Origin of the sequence: Pseudomonas sp. PGPPP4 (genome assembly GCF_002256045.1) — a bacterium.
In the GTDB taxonomy this organism is placed as follows: domain Bacteria; phylum Pseudomonadota; class Gammaproteobacteria; order Pseudomonadales; family Pseudomonadaceae; genus Chryseomonas; species Chryseomonas oryzihabitans.
In genome coordinates, this window is the sequence record NZ_NKID01000004.1 from 137,672 (window position 1) to 159,292 (window position 21,621).

At 64.4% G+C, this 21,621-nt stretch carries 18 protein-coding genes; all 18 read right to left on the minus strand.

Features of this window, described 5'->3' with window-relative positions; all coding sequences use genetic code 11:
• Positions 1–218: 218 nt before the first annotated feature.
• The 18 genes from kdsA to pyrH all read right to left on the minus strand — a co-directional run bounded on the left by kdsA (position 219) and on the right by pyrH (position 21,430).
• Complete coding sequence (gene kdsA, locus CFE50_RS08890) at positions 219–1,067, minus strand: 3-deoxy-8-phosphooctulonate synthase (protein WP_017639039.1); 849 nt, start codon at positions 1,065–1,067, stop codon at positions 219–221.
• Between the two features lie 2 nt (positions 1,068–1,069).
• Positions 1,070–2,698: a CTP synthase gene (pyrG, locus tag CFE50_RS08895; RefSeq protein ID WP_007159476.1), complete on the minus strand. Its 1,629-nt coding sequence runs from the start codon at positions 2,696–2,698 to the stop codon at positions 1,070–1,072.
• A 142-nt stretch (positions 2,699–2,840) separates the two neighbouring features.
• Positions 2,841–4,157 (minus strand): tRNA lysidine(34) synthetase TilS, encoded by a 1,317-nt coding sequence (gene tilS / locus CFE50_RS08900; protein WP_286732839.1) that lies wholly within the window; start codon positions 4,155–4,157, stop codon positions 2,841–2,843.
• A gap of 10 nt (positions 4,158–4,167) precedes the next feature.
• Positions 4,168–5,118, minus strand: a complete 951-nt coding sequence (locus tag CFE50_RS08905) for an acetyl-CoA carboxylase carboxyltransferase subunit alpha (protein ID WP_017639042.1) — start codon at positions 5,116–5,118, stop codon at positions 4,168–4,170.
• Between the two features lie 140 nt (positions 5,119–5,258).
• Positions 5,259–8,780, minus strand: coding sequence for a DNA polymerase III subunit alpha (dnaE, locus tag CFE50_RS08910; protein ID WP_286732842.1), 3,522 nt, complete (start codon positions 8,778–8,780; stop codon positions 5,259–5,261).
• 76 nt (positions 8,781–8,856) lie between these two features.
• Positions 8,857–9,492, minus strand: a complete 636-nt coding sequence (rnhB, locus tag CFE50_RS08915) for a ribonuclease HII (RefSeq protein ID WP_286732844.1) — start codon at positions 9,490–9,492, stop codon at positions 8,857–8,859.
• The gene (lpxB, locus tag CFE50_RS08920) at positions 9,492–10,619 is read right to left on the minus strand and encodes a lipid-A-disaccharide synthase (RefSeq protein WP_286733345.1); all 1,128 of its coding nucleotides are present in this window, start codon (positions 10,617–10,619) and stop codon (positions 9,492–9,494) included. Before lpxB ends, rnhB begins: the two co-directional genes overlap by 1 nt.
• Before the next feature lie 16 nt (positions 10,620–10,635).
• Entirely contained in the window at positions 10,636–11,412 is a 777-nt protein-coding gene (gene lpxA / locus CFE50_RS08925) for an acyl-ACP--UDP-N-acetylglucosamine O-acyltransferase (protein ID WP_007159482.1), read from the minus strand.
• On the minus strand, positions 11,409–11,849 hold the full coding sequence (fabZ, locus tag CFE50_RS08930; RefSeq protein ID WP_007159483.1) for a 3-hydroxyacyl-ACP dehydratase FabZ: 441 nt from the start codon (positions 11,847–11,849) through the stop codon (positions 11,409–11,411). Before fabZ ends, lpxA begins: the two co-directional genes overlap by 4 nt.
• A 45-nt stretch (positions 11,850–11,894) precedes the next feature.
• Positions 11,895–12,968, minus strand: a complete 1,074-nt coding sequence (lpxD, locus tag CFE50_RS08935; protein ID WP_042136064.1) for a UDP-3-O-(3-hydroxymyristoyl)glucosamine N-acyltransferase — start codon at positions 12,966–12,968, stop codon at positions 11,895–11,897.
• Positions 12,968–13,471 carry an OmpH/Skp family outer membrane protein gene (locus CFE50_RS08940; protein WP_007159485.1) on the minus strand — a complete coding sequence of 168 codons (504 nt, stop codon included), beginning with the start codon at positions 13,469–13,471 and terminating at the stop codon, positions 12,968–12,970. The genes lpxD and CFE50_RS08940 overlap by 1 nt, the downstream gene beginning before the upstream one ends.
• 38 nt (positions 13,472–13,509) lie before the next feature.
• Positions 13,510–15,879 carry an outer membrane protein assembly factor BamA gene (bamA, locus tag CFE50_RS08945; protein WP_241808707.1) on the minus strand — a complete coding sequence of 790 codons (2,370 nt, stop codon included), beginning with the start codon at positions 15,877–15,879 and terminating at the stop codon, positions 13,510–13,512.
• A gap of 73 nt (positions 15,880–15,952) precedes the next feature.
• On the minus strand, positions 15,953–17,305 hold the full coding sequence (rseP, locus tag CFE50_RS08950; RefSeq protein WP_286732848.1) for a sigma E protease regulator RseP: 1,353 nt from the start codon (positions 17,303–17,305) through the stop codon (positions 15,953–15,955).
• Between the two features lie 66 nt (positions 17,306–17,371).
• On the minus strand, positions 17,372–18,553 hold the full coding sequence (gene ispC / locus CFE50_RS08955) for a 1-deoxy-D-xylulose-5-phosphate reductoisomerase (protein ID WP_286732850.1): 1,182 nt from the start codon (positions 18,551–18,553) through the stop codon (positions 17,372–17,374).
• Positions 18,550–19,365, minus strand: a complete 816-nt coding sequence (locus CFE50_RS08960) for a phosphatidate cytidylyltransferase (RefSeq protein WP_007159489.1) — start codon at positions 19,363–19,365, stop codon at positions 18,550–18,552. The genes ispC and CFE50_RS08960 overlap by 4 nt, the downstream gene beginning before the upstream one ends.
• Positions 19,365–20,114 (minus strand): polyprenyl diphosphate synthase, encoded by a 750-nt coding sequence (uppS, locus tag CFE50_RS08965; protein WP_027602572.1) that lies wholly within the window; start codon positions 20,112–20,114, stop codon positions 19,365–19,367. The genes CFE50_RS08960 and uppS overlap by 1 nt, the downstream gene beginning before the upstream one ends.
• An 18-nt stretch (positions 20,115–20,132) precedes the next feature.
• On the minus strand, positions 20,133–20,690 hold the full coding sequence (gene frr / locus CFE50_RS08970) for a ribosome recycling factor (RefSeq protein ID WP_286732855.1): 558 nt from the start codon (positions 20,688–20,690) through the stop codon (positions 20,133–20,135).
• Positions 20,687–21,430, minus strand: coding sequence for a UMP kinase (gene pyrH / locus CFE50_RS08975; RefSeq protein ID WP_007159492.1), 744 nt, complete (start codon positions 21,428–21,430; stop codon positions 20,687–20,689). Before pyrH ends, frr begins: the two co-directional genes overlap by 4 nt.
• Positions 21,431–21,621 lie beyond the last annotated feature (191 nt).

Sequence of the window (21,621 nt, forward strand, 5' to 3'; positions counted from 1 at the left end):
TATCGATCTCCATGTTACCGGTCATTGACGGATCAGCCTTCGGCTGCGCCAAGGGCTTTTGGTTCAAGCCGCCACTACGAGCCTGTCCAAAATTTGCTACGCGTTGGCCACACTGCGCTGAAAAGGCCTTCGGAACGCTCATTTACCAATCGTAAACTCCGCTTCCTCAAGCCTTTTCGCCTTGTTTGGCTCTAGCTCGCAAAATTTTGAACAGGCTCTCAGGCAGTTTCGATCGGCGTGAACGACTTCACCAGCTCGTCCAGCGCCTTGAGCTGGGCCAGGAAGGGCTCCAGCTTGTCCAGGCGCAGGGCACAGGGGCCGTCGCACTTGGCATGTTCGGGATCCGGATGGGCTTCGAGGAACAGACCGGCCAGGCCCTGGCTCATGCCGGCCTTGGCCAGGTCGGTGACCTGGGCGCGGCGACCGCCGGCGGAGTCGGCACGCCCGCCCGGCATCTGCAGGGCATGGGTGACGTCGAAGAACACCGGGTAGCCGAAGCTCTTCATGATGCCGAAGCCGAGCATGTCGACCACCAGGTTGTTGTAGCCGAAGGAGGAGCCCCGCTCGCAGAGGATCAGCTGGTCGTTGCCGGCTTCTTCGCACTTGGCGAGGATGTGCTTCATCTCCTGGGGTGCGAGGAACTGCGCCTTCTTGATGTTGATCACGGCATCGGTCTTGGCCATGGCCACCACCAGATCGGTCTGCCGCGAGAGAAAGGCCGGCAGCTGGATGATGTCGCACACCGCCGCTACCGGGGCGGCCTGGTAGGGCTCGTGGACGTCGGTGATCACCGGCATGCCGAAGGTGGCCTTGAGCTCTTCGAAGATGCGCAGGCCGGCTTCCATGCCCGGACCGCGATAGCTGGTCACGGAGGAGCGATTGGCCTTGTCGAAGCTGGCCTTGAAGACATAGGGAATGCCCAGCTTCTCGGTCACCTTGACGTATTGCTCGCACACCTGCATGGCCAGGTCGCGGGATTCCAGCACGTTCATGCCGCCGAACAGCACGAAGGGCTTGTCGTTGGCGATCTCGATGTTGCCGACGCGGACGATCTTCTGTGCGGTCATGCTCAATCCTTCTTGGCGTAACGCAGGGCGGCGTTGACGAAGCCGCTGAACAGCGGATGGCCGTCACGCGGGGTGGAGGTGAACTCCGGGTGGAACTGGCAGGCGACGAACCAGGGATGATCCGGGGCTTCCACCACCTCGACCAGGGCGCCGTCGCCCGAGCGACCGGAGATCTTCAGGCCGGCGGCCTCGATCTGCGGCAGGAGGTTGTTGTTGACCTCGTAGCGGTGACGATGGCGCTCGACGATGACGTCCTGGCCGTAGCAGTCGTGCACCTGGGTACCGCCGATCAGCTGGCATTCCTGGGCACCCAGGCGCATGGTGCCGCCCAGGTCGGAGCCTTCGGTACGGATCTCGGTGGCGCCGGTGGAATCCTGCCATTCGGTGATCAAGCCGACCACCGGGTGGCCGCTGGCCTTGTCGAATTCGGTGGAGTTGGCGTCTTTCCAGCCCAGCACGTTACGGGCGAATTCGATGACAGCCACCTGCATGCCCAGGCAGATGCCCAGGTAGGGAATCTTGTTCTCGCGGGCGTACTGCACGGTGGCGATCTTGCCTTCCACGCCACGCAGGCCGAAGCCGCCGGGCACCAGGATGGCGTCCACGCCCTTGAGCAGATGGGTGCCCTGCTGCTCGATGTGCTCGGAGTCGATATAGCGCAGGTTGACCTTGGTGCGGCTCTGGATGCCGGCGTGGGTCATGGCCTCGATCAGCGACTTGTAGGCGTCGAGCAGCTCCATGTACTTGCCGACCATGGCGATGGTGACTTCCTGCTCGGGGTTGAGCTTGGCGTCCACCACGCGATCCCACTCGGACAGATCGGCCGGCTTGCACTCCAGGCCGAAGCGCTCGACGACGAATTCGTCCAGGCCCTGGGCGTGCAGCACGGAGGGAATGCGGTAGATGGTGTCGACGTCTTCCAGGGAGATGACCGCGCGCTCTTCGACGTTGGTGAAGAGCGCGATCTTGCGGCGGGAAGAGCTGTCGACGGTGTGGTCGGAACGGCAGATCAGCACATCGGGCTGCAGGCCGATGGAGCGCAGTTCCTTGACCGAATGCTGGGTCGGCTTGGTCTTGGTCTCGCCGGCGGTGGCGATGTAGGGGACCAGGGTCAGGTGCATCAGCATGGCGCGGCGCGCCCCGATCTCCACCCGCAGCTGGCGGATGGCTTCGAGGAAGGGCTGCGACTCGATGTCACCGACGGTGCCGCCGATCTCCACCAGGGCCACGTCGGCATCGCCGGCGCCCTTGATGATGCGTCGCTTGATCTCGTCGGTGATGTGCGGGATCACCTGCACGGTAGCGCCCAGGTAGTCGCCACGACGCTCCTTGCGCAGGACGTCCATGTAGATGCGACCGGTGGTGAAGTTGTTGTTCTGGGTCACCGTGGTGCGGATGAAGCGCTCGTAGTGACCCAGGTCCAGATCGGTCTCGGCTCCGTCATGGGTGACGAACACCTCGCCGTGCTGGAAGGGGCTCATGGTGCCAGGATCCACGTTGATGTAGGGATCCAGCTTGAGCATGGTGACCTTCAGCCCTCTCGCTTCCAGAATGGCGCCCAGGGAAGCCGAGGCGATGCCTTTCCCCAAAGAAGAAACAACACCGCCCGTGACGAAAATAAAGCGCGTCATGAAAATTCCTAGAATCTGCGTTGAGGCGGAGAGCCGCCGATGAAAGCGAGAGCGGTCGGCCTGGCGCCGGACCAATGCACACCGTCCACTCGGGGCGAGCGGAAAATGCGATATAAGACGGGAGCGTAGTCTAGCCTAAAGGTCATCCCAGCTCAAACCCGCCCATGCCGTCTGCGGGCTGCCACTCAAGCCGCCCTCCCCCCGGCAGGCCATCCAGACCGGTCAGGTTGGCCACCGCCAGCAGTTCGTCGCCGCGCCAGAGCAGCGGCAATCGGCCGCGCAGGAACGGCGGCACCCCCTGCTCGTTGAGCAGACGCTTGAGATCGCGACTGCCGCGACCCGGTACGACCAGTCGCTCGCCGCCCTGGCGATAGCCGATTCGCCAGCCGGATGCGACGGCCGGCACGCTGAATCGCAGGCGACCATTACCCTGAAGTTCCAGGATGGTTTCCTGCTCGTTGACGACCTGGGGTAAAGGCGCGACCTGCCAGCCCGCGGGCACCCACCAGATCCGCCCTGCCCCCCGGCGCAGACTGCCACCTTCGAGACGCCAGACCGGATCACCGGCCTCGCCCGCCTCGCGCAATGCCTGCCAACCAGCCCAGTGGGCGCTGTCGGGCTGGCGGGTGAAGCTGTCCAGCCAGACCCGCAGGGCATTGCGCTGGCGCGCCTCGCTCAGGGACTGCAAGGGCGCCAGGGCCAGACTGGGCAAGGGGATCCAGGGAAAAGGCTGTTCGGCGCGCCGGGCCTGCTGCAGATCCTGGCTGGCCAGTTCACCGAGCAATTCGTCGGCTTCGGCCAGATGTCGGGCACTGCGCGCCATGACCTGATCGACGCCCGGCCAGCGGTCGCGTAGCCGCGGCAGCACCTGGTGCCTCAGGTAATTGCGATCCAGCCGGGTATCGGCGTTGCTGGGATCCTCGATCCAGTCCAGCCCCTCGGCTTCGGCATAGGCCAGCAGCGCGCGCCGCGGCTCGTCCAGCAGGGGCCGCCAGAGCCGACCGGCGGCCAAGGAGCGAGTCTCGGGCATGCCGGCCAGGCCCTTGACCCCCGCGCCGCGCACCAGCCGCTGCAGCAGGGTCTCCAGCTGATCGTCGCGATGCTGCCCCAGCACCAGACAGCCCTCCCTGGGCAGCACCCGGGCGAAGGCGGCATAGCGCGCCTCGCGGGCAGCCCGCTCGAGACTGGCGGCGCCATCGGTGTGGACGTGCAGGGTAGCGAGCGGGATTGCCAGACCCTGGCAGACCCGAGTGCAGTGCGAGACCCAGGCATCCGCCGCGGCTTGCAGACCATGGTGCACATGCACCGCCTGCAGATCGGCCAGCAGCCTCTGTTCGCGCAGCTGCGCGAGGAGATGCAGGAGAACGGTGGAATCGAGTCCGCCGGAGAAGCCCACCCGCCAGTGACGGGTGGGCGGCTGCCGCTCCAGGCGGGCGCGCAGCCGATCCAGCAGACTCATGGGGGCGGGATCAGGCGATGCCGTAGCTCATCAGGCGCTCGTAGCGACGCTCCAGCAGCGCCGGCATGTCGTAGCCCTTGAGTTCGTCCAGCTGCTCCAGCAGCGCGGTGCGCAGGCTGTTGGCCATGGCCTGGGGATCGCGGTGCGCGCCACCCAGGGGCTCGTCGATCACCTGGTCGACGATGTTCAGGCTCTTCAGTCGCTCGGCGGTGATGCCCATGGCCTCGGCGGCATCGGGCGCCTTCTCGGCGGTCTTCCAGAGAATGGAGGCGCAACCTTCCGGCGAGATCACCGAGTAGGTGGAGTGCTGCAGCATGTTGAGCTGGTCGCAGACGCCGATGGCCAGGGCGCCACCGGAACCACCCTCGCCGATCACGGTGGCGATGATGGGGGTCTTCAGGCGCGCCATGACGCGCAGGTTCCAGGCGATGGCCTCGCTCTGGCCACGCTCTTCGGCATCGATGCCCGGGTAGGCGCCGGGGGTATCGATGAAGGTCAGGATCGGCATCTTGAAGCGCTCGGCCATCTCCATCAGGCGGCAGGCCTTGCGATAGCCTTCCGGACGCGGCATGCCGAAGTTACGGCGGACCTTCTCGCGGACTTCACGACCCTTCTGGTGACCGATGATCATCACCGGACGGCCTTCCAGGCGGGCGATGCCACCGACAATGGCCGGATCGTCGGCGAAGTGGCGGTCGCCGTGCAGCTCTTCGAAATCGCTGAACAGGTAGTTGATGTAGTCGAGGGTGTAGGGACGCAGCGGATGACGCGCCAGACGAGCCACCTGCCAGCTGGACAGGTCGCTGAAGATGCTCTTGGTGAGCGCCTGGCTCTTCTCCTGCAACCGGGCGATCTCGTCACTGATGTTCAGCGCATTGTCGTTACCGACCAGTCGAAGTTCTTCGATCTTGGCCTGGAGATCGGCGATGGGCTGTTCGAAATCGAGATAGTTCGGGTTCATGGGCATCCGTTAGTGCAATCTAGAGCCAAGGGCCGGGGCGCCTACCTTAAGGGATCGGACGGGACAGGTCGAGACTCCTGCCATGTCACCGGCACCCGCCGCTGGCGAGGGTTGGGACGAAGCGCACGAGGCGCTCGGACTTAACGATAGTTCAGAAAGACGTTCTCCCTGCCGAACTGGTCACGCAGGGTTTGAATCAGGCCATCGGCCGGATCGATCCGGTAGTTCTCGCCGAATTGCAGCAGCGCCCGCGCGGTGGGGCCCTGGTAGTCGATGGTGACCGGACAGGCGCCGCGATGACGACCGCACAACTCACCCAGCCAGCGCAGCCGGTCGCCGGCCAGCGCCTCGCTGCGCACCGCGATCCTGAGGCTTTCCGCCAGGGCGGTCCGGGCCTCTTCTAGCCCCAGCACGCGCTTGGCGCGCAGGCGCAGGCCACCGGAGAAATCGTCCTGGCTGACCTCGCCCTCGACGATCACCAGGGCATCGGTCTGCAAGAGTGCCTGGGCGGCATTGAAGGCTTCGGCGAACAGCGAGGCCTCGATGCGCCCGGACCTGTCGTCCAGGGTGACGAAGCCCATCTTGTCGCCGCGCTTGTTCTTCATCACCCGCAGGTTGACGATCAGCCCGGCCACGGTCTGGGTCTCGCGCGACGGCTTGAGGTCGACGATGCGCTGGCGCGCCAGCCGGCGCACCTCGCCTTCGTATTCCTCGATGGGGTGACCGGTCAGGTACAGCCCCAGGGTTTCCTTTTCCCCGCGCAGACGCTCCTTGAGATTGAGCTCGCGGGCGCGACGGTGGTTGGCATAGACGTCGGCTTCGGGTTCGGCGAAGACGCCGCCGAAGAGATCGACATGGCCGCTGTTGTGGCTGCGGGCGGTCTGTTCGGCCGAGGCGATGGCCTCTTCCATGGCCGCCAGCAGCACGGCGCGATTCTGGTCGATGGTCGCCTGATAGGCCTTGAGCTCGTCGTGGTAGTGCGGCCCCAGGCGGTCCAGGGCACCGGAGCGGATCAGGGCTTCCAGGGTACGCTTGTTGATGCGCTTGAGGTCCACCCGCGCGCAGAAGTCGAAGAGGTCCTTGAAGGGGCCTTCGGCCCGCGCCTCGACGATGGCCTCCACCGGCCCCTCGCCCACGCCCTTGATGGCGCCCAGGCCGTAGACGATGCGCCCACCGTCGTTCACGGTGAACTTGAACTCGGAGATGTTCACGTCCGGCGTGTCGATGCGCAGCTTCATGTGGCGGCATTCCTCGATGAGGATCACCACCTTGTCGGTGTTGTGCATGTCCGCCGACAGCACCGCCGCCATGAAGGGCGCCGGATAGTGGGTCTTCAGCCAGGCGGTCTGGTAGGACACCAGGCCGTAGGCCGCCGAGTGCGACTTGTTGAAGCCGTAGCCGGCGAATTTTTCCACCAGGTCGAAGATGTTGCCGGCCAGCTCGGCATCGATGCCGTTGTTGGCGCAACCCTCGATGAAGCCGCCGCGCTGCTTGGCCATCTCCTCGGGCTTCTTCTTGCCCATGGCGCGGCGCAGCATGTCCGCCTGGCCCAGGGTGTAGCCGCCCATGACCTGGGCGATCTGCATCACCTGTTCCTGGTAGAGGATGATGCCGTAGGTGGGCGCCAGCACCGGCTGCAGGCCTTCGTACTGGTAGTCCGGGTGCGGATAGGCCAGCTCGGCGCGACCGTGCTTGCGGTTGATGAAGTCGTCCACCATGCCCGACTGCAGCGGACCCGGGCGGAACAGCGCCACCAGGGCGATGAGGTCTTCCAGGCAGTCCGGTTTGAGCTTCTTGATCAGCTCCTTCATGCCGCGGGATTCCAGCTGGAAGACGGCGGTGGTCTCGGCCTTCTGCAGCAGGGCGTAGGTCGGCTTGTCGTCCAGTGGGATGAAGTCGATGTTGAGCGGCTCGCGCCCCTCCTCCACTTCCGTGCGGTTGATGGTCTCCAGCGCCCACTTGATGATGGTCAGGGTGCGCAGGCCGAGGAAGTCGAACTTGACCAGACCGGCCTGCTCGACGTCGTCCTTGTCGAACTGGGTCACAAGGCCGTTGCCGTCTTCGTCGCAGGCGATGGGCGAGAAGTCGGTCAGCTTGGTCGGTGCGATCACCACGCCCCCGGCATGCTTGCCGGTGCCGCGGGTGATGCCTTCCAGCTTCAGCGCCATGTCCCAGATTTCCTTGGCGTCCTCGTCGGTCGCCAGGAAGTCGCGCAGCGGCTCCTCCTGCTCGAAGGCCTTCTGCAGGGTCATGCCCACTTCGAAGGGGATCATCTTCGACAGGCGGTCGGCCAGGCCATAGGACTTGCCCTGCACCCGCGCCACGTCGCGCACCACCGCCTTGGCGGCCATGGTGCCGAAGGTGATGATCTGGCTCACCGCCTCGCGACCATAAAGGTCGGCCACGTATTCGATCACCCGGTCGCGACCGTCCATGCAGAAGTCGACGTCGAAGTCGGGCATGGAGATCCGTTCGGGATTGAGGAAGCGCTCGAACAGCAGGTCGTAGGCCAGCGGATCGAGGTCGGTGATCTTGAGTACGTAGGCGACCAGGGAGCCGGCACCCGAGCCCCGGCCGGGACCGACCGGCACGCCGTTGTTCTTCGCCCACTTGATGAAGTCCATCACGATGAGGAAGTAACCGGGGAAGCCCATCTGGATGATGATGTCGAGCTCGAAGTTGAGTCGATCGACGTACTCCTGGCGCTTTTCCTCGTAGTTCGGCGTGGTCTCGCGCGGCCAGAGCACGGCCAGGCGCTCTTCCAGGCCCTCGAAGGACACATGGCGCAGGTAGTCGTTGATGGTCATCCCGTTGGGGATCGGGAAGTTGGGCAGGAAGTACTTGCCCAGCTGGATCTCGATGTTGCAGCGCTTGGCGATCTCGACGGTGTTTTCCAGCGCCTCGGGCAGGTCGCTGAACAGCTCGGCCATCTCGGCCGCCGACTTCAGGTACTGCTGGTCGCTGTACTTGCGCTCGCGTCGGGGATCGTCCAGCGGCCGGCCCTCGCCGATGCAGACGCGGGTCTCGTGGGCCTCGAAGTCCTCGGCCTTGAGAAAGCGCACGTCGTTGGTCGCCACCAGGGCGCCCCCGCAGCGATCGGCCAGGGCCACGGCGGCATGCAGGTGCTCTTCGTCACCGACTCGCTCGGTGCGCTGCACCTCCAGATAGAAGCGATCCTGGAAGACCTGCTGCCATTCTTCGAACAGCTGATCGGCCAGCGCCAGATCGCCTTCGAGCAGCGCCAGGCCGATCTCGCCCTCCTTGGAACCGGACAGGGCGATCAGGCCTTCGCTGGCGTCCTTCACCCAGTCGCGCTGGATGACGATCTGACAGTCCTGCTGGCCTTCCTGGAAGCCACGGGACAGCAGTTCGGTGAGGTTGCGATAGCCCTTGGCGTTCATGACCAGCAGGGTCATGCGGCTCAGGGGCGCGTCGCCTTCGCGACCGGCCAGCCAGATGTCGGCGCCGGCGATGGGCTTGATCCCGGCACCCATGGCCGCCTTGTAGAACTTGACCAGCGAACAGAGGTTGCCCTGGTCGGTCACCGCTACGGCCGGCATCCCGGCGGCCTCGGCAGCCTTGACCAGCCCCTTCACCCGCACGATCCCGTCGACCAGGGAGTATTCCGTGTGGAGACGCAGGTGGACGAAGGATGCGGACATGGCAGAGACCCCTTGATGCATGAGGCGCGAGATTGTACTGGATTGTCGACCCGGGGTCAGAACGCCGCGACGGCCGTCAGTAGGTGGCGATGATCTGGGTGGAGGCCTGGGTCTCGAGGGCATGCCAGGCATCGCGCACCGGCGCGAAGGAGCGCCGGTGGATGGGCGTGGGCCCCAGGCGCCGGAGCGCATCGAGATGTTCGGCGGTGGGATAGCCCTTGTGCCCGGCCAGGCCATAGCCCGGATAGAGGGCATCCAGCACCTGCATCTCGCGGTCGCGGGTCACCTTGGCCAGGATGGACGCCGCGGCGATCGCCGGGACCTGGCTGTCGCCCTTCACCACCGGCGCACTGGGCACCGCCAGCTTGGGACAGCGATTGCCATCGATCAGGGCCAGGCGCGGCTGCACGTGGAGACCCTCGACCGCGCGCTGCATGGCCAGCATGGTGGCGTGCAGGATGTTCAGCCGGTCGATCTCGGCGACCTCGGCGCGGGCCACGCACCAGGCCAGGGCCTTTTCCTGGATCTCGTCGAACAGGGCTTCGCGGCGCGCCAGCGACAGCTTCTTCGAATCGTTCAGGCCGAGGATGGGCTTGCCCGGATCGAGGATCACCGCGGCCGTGACCACGGCGCCGCACAGCGGACCACGACCGACTTCGTCGACGCCGGCGACCAGCGCCTCGACCAGGTTGAAATCCAGGCCCAGTTGCATCAGCCACGCTGCCGCAGGAGATCCAGCACGGCAGCGGCCGCCTGGACCGAGGCATCGCGCCTCAGGCTGTGATGGATGGCGGCGAAGCTGTCGGTCTGTTGCTGCGGCTGCTCCAGCAGCGGCAGGAGTTCGGCCACCAGCCGCTCCGGCGTCGCCTCGTGCTGGATCAGCTCGGGCACCAGCTTGCGCCCGGCCAGGAGGTTGGGCAGCGAGATGTAGGGACTCTTCACCAGCTGCTTGAGGATCAGATAGGTCAGGGGGGCCACCCGATAGGCCACCACCATGGGTCGCTTGAACAGCAGCGTCTCCAGGGTCGCGGTGCCCGAGGCGATCAGCACACCATCACAGGCGGCCAGCACCTCATGGGAACGCCCATCGGTCAGCAGCAGCGGCAGCGGCGGCCGGCCTTCCAGCAGTTGCTCCACCTGCGCCCGCCGCGCGGCATTGGCACAGGGCAGCACGAAGCGCACACCAGGACGTACGGCCAGCAACTGAGCGGCAGCGTCGAGGAACAGGGCACCGAGACGCCCTACTTCACCACCGCGACTGCCCGGCAACAGGGCGACGATCTGCCCCTCTTCCGGCAGGCCCAGGGCCTGTCTGGCCGCCAGGCGGTCGCTGTCCAGAGGGATGGTATCGGCCAGCGGATGGCCGACGAAGCGCACCGGCACCTGCTGTTCTTCGTAGAAGCGTGCCTCGAAGGGAAACAGGGTCAGCATCAGGTCGCAGCCGTCGCGGATCTTCAGCACCCGCTTCTGCCGCCAGGCCCAGACCGAAGGGCTGACGTAGTGCACGGCCGGAATGCCCGCGCGATGCAGCTGGGCTTCGATCTCGAGGACGAAATCTGGGGCGTCGATGCCGATGAAGACATCGGGACGGGCGTCGAGCAATTGACTGATCAGCGCCTTGCGTCGACCCAGGAGTTCCCGCAGGCGGCCGAGCACCTCGACCAGCCCCATGACCGCCAGGCGTTCCATGGGAAATTCGGACACCAGCCCTTCGGCTTCCATCCGCGGACCGCCCACGCCCATGAAGGAGATATGCGGATGCTGCTCACGCAACGCCTGCATCAGACCGGCGCCGAGCAGATCACCCGACGCCTCCCCTGCCACCAGCGCCACGCGCAGCGGGCGCTGGGCGAACTCAGCGGGTGATGCCACGCGTCGCACTCAGGATGGAGTCGCGGAACACCGCCACTTCGGGAAACTGCTGAGCCACCGGCTCCAGCTCGCGCAGGGCGTCATCGACGGTCAGGCCCTGGCGGTAGACCACCTTGTAGGCGCGGCGCAATTCCTTGATGGCTTCGGCCGAGAAACCCCGGCGGCGCATGCCTTCGAAGTTCATGCTGCGGGCTTCGGCCGGATTGCCGAACACCGTGACATAGGCCGGTACGTCCTTGCCAATGGCCGTGCCCATGCCGGAAAAACTGTGGGCGCCGATACGGCAGAACTGATGCACCAGGGTATAGCCGGACAGGATCGCCCAGTCGTCGACATGCACGTGCCCGGCAAGCGCCGTGTTGTTGACCAGGATGCAGTGATTGCCAATCACGCTGTCATGGCCGATGTGCACATAGGCCATCAGCAGGTTGTGATCGCCAAGGGTCGTCTCTTCCCGATCCTGCACGGTACCGCGATGGATGGTGACCCCTTCGCGGATGGTGTTGTGATCGCCGATCCGCAGCCGGGTCGGTTCGCCCTGATACTTGAGGTCGGGCGTATCCTCGCCGATCGACGAGAACTGGAAGATACGGTTGTGACGCCCGATCACGGTCGGACCCTTGAGGATGACGTGAGGCCCGATGACGGTCCCCTCGCCAATCTCGACATCCGGTCCGATGATCGACCAGGGGCCGACCTGGACATCGGCGGCGAGCCGTGCCTTGGGGTCGACGATAGCCCTGGGGTCAATCAACGTCATAGCTTACGTTCCGCACAGATGATTTCAGCCGAGCAGACCGGCTTGTCGTCCACACTGGCGTGGCATTCGAATTTCCAGATGCCGCGCTTGGTGCTGATGAAGCGAGCGTCGAGCATCAGCTGATCGCCCGGCGTCACCGGCTGGCGAAACCGCAGCTTATCCGATCCAACGAAGTAGTACAGGGTGCCATCGGCCGGCGAGGAATTCATCATCTTGAAACCGAGCACGCCGGCAGCCTGGGCCATGGCCTCGACGATCAGCACGCCCGGCATGATCGGATGCTGGGGGAAGTGGCCAGTGAAAAAGGGCTCGTTGATGCTGACGTTCTTGTAGGCACGAATGCGCTTGGCTTCGATATCCAGCTCCAGCACGCGATCTACTAACAGAAAAGGATAGCGATGCGGGAGATATTCACGGATCTCGTTGATGTCCATCATGGTCGGGGAAGGCCTGTTCAGAAAGGGGAAACATCCGATGCAGAATCAAGCATCAGAAGCAGCGTCATCCCGCGAGGTCACGGTAGCAACGATTTTTTCCAGATGTTGCAGACGGCGGGCCATGTCGTCGAGGTGACGAATCCGCGCGGCGCTCTTCTTCCATTCGCCGGCCGGCTGCATGGCCGTACCGGAGGAATAGGCACCGGGCTCGGTAATCGAGCGGGTCACCATGGTCATACCGGTGACGAACACGTGGTCGCACACCTCGATATGACCGACCATGCCCACGCCGCCGGCGATGGTGCAGTGTTTGCCGATCTTGGTACTGCCAGAGATGCCGACGCAGGCGGCCATGGCGGTGTGCTCACCGACTTGGACGTTGTGCGCGATCATGATCTGGTTGTCGAGCTTCACGCCATTGCTGATGACCGTGTTCGCCAGGGCGCCACGGTCGATGGTGGTGTTGGCACCGATCTCGACGTCGTCGCCGATCAGTACGCCACCCAGCTGGGCGATCTTCTGCCACTGGCCGCGCTCGTTGGCGAAGCCGAAGCCCTCGGCGCCGATCACGGCACCCGACTGCACCACGGCACGCTCGCCAATGGTCACGTCGTGATAGAGCGTGACCCGCGGCGCCAGCCAGCTGTCGGCACCGATGACGCTGCGCGCACCCACCACGCAGTGAGCACCCAGACTGACACCGGCGCCGATGCGCGCCTGCGCCTCGATCACCACGTAGGGACCGATGGCCGCCGTCGGATCGACCTGGGCATCCGCCGCGACCAGCGCGGTGGGATGGATACCGGCTGCGCTGCGCGGCTTGCGATCGAACAGATGGGAAAGGCGCGCATAGGCCAGATAGGGATTCGCCAGGATCAGGGCGTCACCGGCGTAGCCGTCGGCGTCCTTTTCCGTCAGCAGCACGGCCCCGGCCTGGGTGTCGGCCAGATAGCGGCGGTACTGTGGATTGGCGAGAAAACTCAACTGCTCAGGACCGGCCTCGGGCAGGGTAGCCAGACCGGTCACCAGGCGCTCGGACGAACCGCGTAACTCCACGGTCAACTGGCGGCTTTCCAGCCACTGCGCCAGTTCGCCCAGCGTAAAGGTGCTATGGCTCATCAACGACCCGCGTTCATGCGCTCGATGACCTGGCGCGTGATGTCGTACTGCGGCTTCACGTCCACCACGGCGCCACGCTCGAGCACCAGATCGTAATCACCCTTCTTCAGCACCTCTTCCACGGCCTTGTCCAGGCGCGGCTTGAGCAGCTTGAGCATGTCGCGATCCGAGGCCGCCTTGGCATCGTTGAGTTCCTTGGACTGGAACTGGAAGTCACGGGCCTTCTGGCGGAAGTCGTTCTCCAGGCGGGTGCGCTCGGCCTGAGCCATCTTGTCACCGCCCTTGTTGAGCTTGTCCTGGATGTCCTTGGCGGAGCTTTCCAGACCCTTGAGCTTGTTCAGCTGGGGACCGAATTTCTTCTCGGAATCCACCGCGTACTTCTTGGCGGCGTCGGATTCCAGCAGGGCCATCTGGTAGTTCAGGACAGCGATCTTGGTATCGGCGAACACCGGAGCGGCGACGAGAACGGCAGCGAACAAAGCGTAACGGGTGTACTTGTGCACAGTTGACTCCTGCGTAAAGCGCAAAGGTGTAGCCTGGGTCAGAACGTCTGACCCAGCGAGAACTGGAAGACCTGCGGATCGGAGTTGTTCGGCTTCTTGACTGGCATACCCAGGCTGAAGCTCAGTGGACCGAGGGCAGTCACCCAGGTCACACCGACACCAACGGAGCTGGCCATATTGGAGAAGCTGACGTCGCCGCAATTCTGCGTGCTGCTCAAGTAGCACTTGGTGCTGAACACATTACCCACGTCCCAGAACAATACGGTCCGCAGGGACTTCTGATCCTTCACGAAGGGCAAGGGGAACAGGTATTCCACACCACCGGTGATCAGGACGTTGCCACCGAAGGCCTCGTCGTTCTCCCGATCGCGATAGCCCTGACCTTGATTAGCATAAGTCGCAGGGTTCTTTGGCGGCGTCGTCCGCGGACCCAGGCTGCTGTCCTCGAAACCCCGTACCGAGTTGAAGCCACCGGCGTAGTAGTTCTCGTAGAACGGCAGGCCATCGGTGCTGCCATAGCCGTCGCCGTAACCCAGCTCGGTATGGAAGCGCAGCGCGGTAGTGTCGGTCAGCGGGGTGAACAGCTGGCCGCGGTAGTCGAGCTTGTAGAAGCTCAGGTCGCTGCCCGGGATGGTGATCTGGCCGGTCAGGCTCTGGGAGGCACCACGGGTCGGCAGCACGCCGCGGTTCAGCGTCGAGCTGGACCAGCCGATGCTGGCCTTGAAGTTGGTGAAGTTGTCCCCTTCGCGCTGGACGAAATCATAGATCTCGTCGGCACTGTAGGTACCCGGATTGATCTCGTCTTTCTGCACGCTCAGACCATAGGTCAGGCGCGAGGTCTCGCTGATCGGATAGCCCAGGGTAACACCGGTACCCAGGCTGTTGATCGAGTAGTAGGAGACGTCGCTGTCGTACAGTTTGCTGTAGTCGGTGCTGCGATAGAAGATGTTGTAGCCCAGGCTCACGCCGTCCGGCGTGAAGTAGGGATCGGTGAAGCTGAAGTTGTAGCGGCTCTGGTACTGGGAACGGGTCAGACCGATACTGACTTGGTTACCGGTGCCCAGGAAGTTGTTCTGGCTGATGGAGCCACCGAGGATCAGACCTGCGCTCTGGGCGAAGCCGATGCTGGCGGTGATGGAGCCCGACGGCTGCTCTTCGACGTTGTAGTTGACGTCGACCATGTCGTCGGTACCAGGCACCTGGGGCGTCTCGACCTTGACTTCCTTGAAGTAGCCCAGGCGCTCGAGGCGGGTCTTGGACTGGTCGATGAGGTAGGTGGAAGCCCAACCGCCCTCCATCTGGCGCATCTCGCGACGCAGCACCTCGTCCTCGGTCTTGGTGTTGCCGCGGAAGTTGATGCGATTGACGTAGGCACGCTTGCCCGGATCGACCACATAGGTCAGGGACACGCTGTGGTCGTCGTCATGGGGCTCGGGCAGGCCGTTGACGTTGGCGAAGGTATAGCCTTCGTTGCCCAGCCGGCGGGTAATCAGGTCCGAGGTGCTGGTCATGACCTTGCGCGAGAAGACCTGACCCGGCTGGACCAGCATCAGTTTGCGCAGCTCTTCCTCCGGCACCTTGAGGTCGCCGGACAGCTTGACTTCGCGAACGGTGTACTTCTGCCCTTCGTTGACATTGACCGTGATGTAGACGTGCTTCTTGTCGGGCGTGATGGACACCTGGGTCGAGGTGATGTCCATGTTGATGTAGCCGCGATCCAGGTAATAGGAGCGCAGGCGCTCGAGGTCACCTGCCAACTTTTCCCGGGAGTACTTGTCATCGTTACGGAAGAACGACAGCCAGTTGCTCGGCTTGAGCTCGAACAGCGAGGTCAGGTCATCCTCGGCGAAGACCGTGTTGCCCACCACATTGACGTGGGAGATGGTCGCCACCTCGCCCTCGTTGATGGTGATCTTCAGCTGCACCCGGTTACGGGGCTGAGGCACTACTTCGGCGTCGATGCTGGCGGAATAGCGACCCTGGGCGACGTACTGACGCAGCAGTTCGTTGCGCACGCCTTCCAGCGTCGCACGCTGGAAGATCTCGCCTTCGGCGAGACCGGCCTGCTTGAGACCCTTCATCAGGTCGTCGCTGGAGATCGCCTTGTTGCCTTCCAGGGTGATGCTGGAAATGGAGGGACGCTCGACCAGGTTCACGACCAGGACGTTGCCGTCACGGCCCAGCTGGATGTCCTGGAAGAATCCGGTACGGAAGAGCGAGCGGGAGGCTTCGGCCAACTTGTTGTCGTCGACGGATTCGCCGACGTTGAGCGGCAGGGCACCGAAGACGCTGCCGGACGATACTCGTTGCAGTCCGTTGACGCGGATATCGGAGATGGTGAAGGACTCGGCGTGTACCTCGCCGATCATCAGCGCGGCTATTACCGCAGGTAGCAGCAGGCGTTTCATGAGTCCCTTTTATTCCAACTGGCAAATAAAGAATCTGCCGCACGGGGCGGCAGATTCGGCAATCAGCAGAGTGTCAGAGGCGACCGAGGTCATTGACCAAGGCCAGCAGCATCACACCCACGACGAGGCTAATACCGATCTGCATGCCCCATGTCTGTACACGCTCGGACAAGGGCCGCCCGCGAATCCACTCGACGAAGTAGAAGACCAGATGACCGCCGTCGAGCACAGGGATAGGCAACAGATTCAGAACCCCCAGGCTTATGCTCAGGTACGCCAGAAAATTGAGGAAATCCCCCAGGCCTGACTGAGCTGAAGCGCCCGCCACTTTAGCAATGGTTATCGGCCCGCTCAAGTTTTTTACCGACAGCTCTCCCAAGAGCATCTTCTTCAGGGAAACCAGTGTCAGCACGCTCATCTGCCAGGTTCGGCTGATACCTTCGCCCACGGCCGCCACGGGTCCGTAGCTGATTTCGCGAACCATTTCCGCTGGCCACTTGACCGGCGCCACACCCGCGCCGAGGTAACCGGTCTCGGCGCTATCGACGCGCCGCGCGCCCAGGCGCAGGGACAGCTCGCGTCGCTGACCCTCGCGCTCATAGCTCACCTTGACCTGCTGATCGGGGTGCGCCCGCACCCAGTCCACGGCCTGCTGCCAGTCAGCGATGGGCGTATCGTTCAGGGCGATCAGGCGATCACCCGCCTGGAGGCCGGCGGCTTTCGCCGGACCGGCCGGATCCAGCTCGGCGAAGATGGCCGGAATCTGCGGCCGCCAGGGCTTGAGACCCAGCGCCTGGATCGGATCCGGATCTTCTGCACCGCGCAGCCAGGCGTCGAGCTGGATGACTGTGTTCTGCTCGGCAGTGGTGCCCGGGACCCGGTAGCTCAGGCGTAGCGGACCGCTTTCACCCAGGCGATCGACCAGGCGCAGATTGACCGCCGACCAGCTGTCTACCGCCGCGTCATCGACCGCGGTCAGTTCGGCGCCCGCCGGGATGCCCGCTGCGGCAGCCAGGGTATCAGGGGCAACCGCCCCCACCACCGGACGCGGCTGCTGGGAGCCAAGCATGGCCAGCACCCAGAAGAACAGGATGGCGAGCAGGAAATTGGCGATCGGACCGGCGGCGACGATGGCGATGCGCTGGCGTACCGTCTTGCGATTGAAGGCGGCATGCTGTTCTTCGGGCGCCACCGGCGCTTCGCGCTCGTCCAGCATCTTCACATAGCCGCCCAATGGGATCGCGGCCACCACGAATTCGGTGCCCTGGCGATCGTGCCAGCGCAGCAGCGGCTTGCCGAAGCCCACGGAGAAGCGCAGGACCTTGACGCCGCAACGGCGCGCCGTCCAGAAATGGCCATACTCGTGGATGGTCACCAGCACGCCCAGGGCGATCAGGGTTCCCAGAATCGTATAAAGGATGGACATTGGCTGCCTCCGCTACCTCAATGTGCAGATTCTGCGGACTCGCAGGCCAGGTGTCGAGGCGCGGGATCAGCGTCTCGACAGCCACTCCCGAGCCAGCTGCCGAGCGGTGCTGTCGGCCGCGAAGACCGCGTCGAGATCGCTGGCCGGACAGGGCTCGACGGCCTCGAGCACCGCTTCGATCAGCCGCGGGATCTCGGTAAAGCCCAGTCGCCCGTCTAGAAAGGCCTCGACAGCGACCTCGTTGGCCGCATTGAGCGTGGCCGGCATGCAACCACCCGCCTGAGCCGCTTCCCGCGCCAACCGTAGGCAGGGAAAGCGCGCTTCGTCGGGCCGCTCGAAGTCGAGCCGACCGATCTCGAACAGGTCCAGTGCCGCGACGCCGGATTCGATGCGCTCGGGCCAAGCCAGGGCATGGGCGATAGGGGTGCGCATGTCGGGATTGCCCAGCTGGGCCAGCACCGAGCCATCCACATAGTCCACCAGCGAATGAATCACGCTCTGGGGATGGATGACCACTTCGACCTGCTCCGGCGTCGCCTCGAACAGCCAGCAGGCTTCGATCAGCTCCAATCCCTTGTTCATCAGGGTCGCGGAGTCCACCGAAATCTTGCGTCCCATGGACCACTTGGGATGGGCGCAGGCCTGATCCGGCGTCACCCCGGTCAGTTGCTCGGCCGGCGTCTCGCGGAATGGGCCGCCCGAGGCGGTGAGCAGGATGCGTCTTACGCCCTTGCGGGCCAGGCCGGGCGTCGCCGGATCGGCCAGGCACTGGAAGATGGCATTGTGCTCGCTGTCGATGGGCAGCAGGGTCGCGCCACTGGCCTGCACGGCCTCGATGAAGAGCGCGCCGCTCATGACCAGGGCTTCCTTGTTGGCCAGCAGTACGCGCTTGCCGGCCTTGACCGCCGCCAAGGTGGGCTTCAGACCCGCCGCGCCGACGATGGCGGCCATGACGGTATCCACCTGGGGATGGGCCGCGATGGCTTCCAGGCCGCCCTCCCCCACCAGGATTTCGGGGCGGGCTTCAGCCCCTTGCAGCAAAGCGGCCAGCTGCTCGGCGGATGCCTGATCCGGCACGGCTGCATAGACCGGCTGAAAACGCCGACAGAGCTCTGCCAGCTCGCTCAGTCGACGATGCCCGCTGAGGGCGAAGATGCGATAGCGATCGGGATGCCGGGCGACGACATCCAGGGTGCTGGCGCCGATGGAGCCCGTCGCACCCAGGACACAAAGCTGCTGGAGACTCACTGGACACCCCAGCCGGCCCACCAGAGCAGCAGGGCGAACAGCGGTACGGCGGCCGTGAGGCTGTCGATGCGATCTAGCACGCCACCGTGCCCCGGCAGCAACTGGCTGCTGTCCTTGAGCCCGGCCTGACGCTTGAACATGCTTTCGGTGAGATCACCCACCACGGAGATCAGCACCACGCAGGCGGCGCCGATCAGAGCCTGCAGGAGGTCGCCCAGGCCCCAGCCACGGACCAGGCCGAGTACCAGGGTAGCCACCAGCGCGGCGGCCAGGCCGCCATAGAGACCTTCCCAGCTCTTGCCCGGACTCACGGCCGGCGCCAGCTTGCGCTTGCCAAAGGCTCGTCCGGAAAAATAGGCGAAGATGTCGGCCAGCCACACCAGCATCATCACCTCGAGAATCAGCAGATTGCCACCCGGTGCCGCCTTGAGCAGCATCAACCCCTGCCAGGCCGGAACCAGCACCACCAGCCCGATCAGCAGGCGCCGCCAGGAGGCCTGCCAGGCGCGAGCGCTGTCGGGATAGGTGAGCACCAGCACCGTCGCATAGAGCCACCAGGCCAGACTGATGAACAGCAGGCCATGGGCACCGGCGGGCAGCCACCAGCAGAGCAGCAGCGCCAGCGCGACCACGGCGGCATAGGCACAACGCAGCGGCTGGGCTTCCAGCCCCGCCAGCCGCGCCCATTCCCAGGCGCCCAGGACCACGACCGCACCGATGAACAGAGCGAAAGCCGCCCCTTCCAGCCAGAAAAATCCGGCCAGGGCGATGGGCAGGAGCACCATCGCCGTGATAACTCGCTGCTTCAGCATTAGGCGCGTAGCTCCGCTTCCACCTGTTCGCAGGTCCGGCCAAACCGCCGCTGGCGGGTGGCAAAGTCCGCCAGGGCGGCGTGCATGGCCTCGTGCTTGAAGTCCGGCCAGAACAGGTCGGAGAAATACAGCTCGGCATAGGCGATCTGCCAGAGCAGGAAGTTGCTGACCCGGCGCTCGCCACCGGTGCGGATGCACAGGTCGGGCAGCGGCAGGTCGGCGGTCGCCAGACAGCCTTGCAGCAGCTCCGGCGTGATCTCACCCGGCTGCAGCGAACCCTGCTGGACCCGCGCCGCCAGTTGCTGGGCGGCCTGGGTGATATCCCATTGCCCCCCATAGTTGGCGGCGATCTGCAGCACGAACCGGGTGTGATGGGCAGTGAGGGCCTCGACTTCCGCCATGGCCGCCTGCAGTTCCGGATGGAACAGCGAGCGATCGCCGATGATGCGCAGCCGGATGCCGTTCTGGTGCAGCTTCTTCGCCTCCCGCCGCAGGGCGGATAGGAAGAGCTCCATCAGGGCGCCGACCTCGTCGGCCGGACGCCGCCAGTTCTCGCTGGAAAAGGCGAACAGCGTCAGCACCTCGACGCCCGCATCGCCGCACACCTCGATGACCGCGCGCACGGCGTCCACTCCGGCCTTGTGACCGGCGACGCCCGGCAGCAGCCGACGGCGCGCCCAGCGATTGTTCCCATCCATGATGATCGCCACGTGACGCGGCACCACCTTGCCTGGCTTGCTCATGCCCATGTTACGTCCCAACCGTTGTCAAACAGCCATCAAGTCGGCTTCCTTGGCCTCCAGAGCCTTGTCCACCTCGGCAACGAATTTATCAGTCAGCTTCTGGACTTCATCCTGAGCGCGACGATCCTCGTCTTCACTGATTTCCTTTTCCTTGAGCAGATCCTTGAGCTGAGCCAGGGCATCGCGACGGATGTTGCGCACGGAAACCCGCGCCTGCTCGGCCTCGGCACGCGCCTGCTTGGTGAAGCCCTTGCGGGTCTCTTCGGTCAGCGCCGGCATCGGCACGCGAATGGTGGTCCCGGCGGTGGCCGGATTAAGGCCCAGGTCGGAGGTCATGATGGCCTTCTCGACCGCCTGGATCATGCTCTTGTCGAACACGCTCAGGGCCAGGGTCCGCGAATCCTCGACGGTGACGTTGGCCACCTGACGCAGCGGAGTGTCGCTGCCGTAGTAGGACACCATGACGCTATCCAGGATGCTCGGATGAGCGCGTCCGGTACGGATCTTGGCAAAGGCGTGGCCCAGGGCTTCCAGGGTCTTGGTCATGCGCGCCTGCGCATCCTTCTTGATCTCATTGATCATGCTGCTCCCTCCTCGATCAGGGTGCCCTCACCACCGCCCACCACGATATTGAGCAGGGCGCCGGGCTTGTTCATGTTGAAAACCCGCAGGGGCATGCTGTGGTCACGGCAGAGACAGATGGCCGTGAGATCCATGACACCCAGCTTGCGGTCGAGCACTTCGTCGTAGGTCAGGCGCTCGAATTTTTCGGCATTGGGATCCTTGAAGGGATCGGCCGTGTATACACCATCCACCTTGGTGGCCTTGAGCACCAGGTCGGCTTCGACCTCGATGGCGCGCAGGCAGGCGGCGGAATCGGTGGTGAAGAAGGGGTTGCCGGTACCGGCGGAGAAGATGACGACTTCGCCATCCTTCAGCTGGCGCAGGGCCTTGCGCCGATCGTACTGATCGGTCACACCGACCATGGAGATGGCGGACATCACCGTAGCGGGAATGTTGGAACGCTCCAGGGCGTCGCGCATGGCCAGGGCGTTCATCACCGTGGCCAGCATGCCCATGTGGTCACCGGTCACCCGATCCATACCGGCAGCGGACAAGGCCGCGCCGCGGAACAGGTTGCCACCGCCGATCACCAGACCGACCTGGACACCGATACCCACCAGTTGGCCGATCTCCAGCGACATGCGATCCAGCACCTTCGGGTCGATCCCGAAGTCTTCACTTCCCATCAGGGCTTCGCCACTGAGCTTCAGCAGAATACGCTTGTAACGGGGTTGGCGACCACTCATCTGCTGTGCCATTCACTCTCTCCTGTGGCGATGAACATGTGCGGGGGATTTTGATCCAGCGATAGGAAAGCGCAACCGCAGTTGCGTTCACTCCAATCGGCAAAAAACTCCTTGGAAGAGCAGAAATCAGACCTGCCTTCCAATTTGACAAAGAGGCCGCGCGCTCGAAGCGGGCGGCCTCCTGATCAACGGCAGACGCCGGG

Bases quoted from the DNA above. Each gene is read 5' to 3' on its own strand.
- uppS (WP_027602572.1), bottom strand. From the start codon at position 20,114: ATGGGCATGAGCAAGCCAGGCAAGGTGGTGCCGCGTCACGTGGCGATC.
- frr (WP_286732855.1), bottom strand. From the start codon at position 20,690: ATGATCAATGAGATCAAGAAGGATGCGCAGGCGCGCATGACCAAGACC.
- lpxD (WP_042136064.1), bottom strand. From the start codon at position 12,968: ATGAGCCATAGCACCTTTACGCTGGGCGAACTGGCGCAGTGGCTGGAA.
- CFE50_RS08905 (WP_017639042.1), bottom strand. From the start codon at position 5,118: ATGAACCCGAACTATCTCGATTTCGAACAGCCCATCGCCGATCTCCAG.
- CFE50_RS08960 (WP_007159489.1), bottom strand. From the start codon at position 19,365: ATGCTGAAGCAGCGAGTTATCACGGCGATGGTGCTCCTGCCCATCGCC.
- tilS (WP_286732839.1), bottom strand. From the start codon at position 4,157: ATGAGTCTGCTGGATCGGCTGCGCGCCCGCCTGGAGCGGCAGCCGCCC.
- rnhB (WP_286732844.1), bottom strand. From the start codon at position 9,492: ATGCAACTGGGCCTGGATTTCAACCTGGTCGAGGCGCTGGTCGCCGGC.
- pyrH (WP_007159492.1), bottom strand. From the start codon at position 21,430: ATGGCACAGCAGATGAGTGGTCGCCAACCCCGTTACAAGCGTATTCTG.
- lpxA (WP_007159482.1), bottom strand. From the start codon at position 11,412: ATGACGTTGATTGACCCCAGGGCTATCGTCGACCCCAAGGCACGGCTC.
- pyrG (WP_007159476.1), bottom strand. From the start codon at position 2,698: ATGACGCGCTTTATTTTCGTCACGGGCGGTGTTGTTTCTTCTTTGGGG.
- fabZ (WP_007159483.1), bottom strand. From the start codon at position 11,849: ATGATGGACATCAACGAGATCCGTGAATATCTCCCGCATCGCTATCCT.
- rseP (WP_286732848.1), bottom strand. From the start codon at position 17,305: ATGTCCATCCTTTATACGATTCTGGGAACCCTGATCGCCCTGGGCGTG.
- kdsA (WP_017639039.1), bottom strand. From the start codon at position 1,067: ATGACCGCACAGAAGATCGTCCGCGTCGGCAACATCGAGATCGCCAAC.
- dnaE (WP_286732842.1), bottom strand. From the start codon at position 8,780: ATGTCCGCATCCTTCGTCCACCTGCGTCTCCACACGGAATACTCCCTG.
- bamA (WP_241808707.1), bottom strand. From the start codon at position 15,879: ATGAAACGCCTGCTGCTACCTGCGGTAATAGCCGCGCTGATGATCGGC.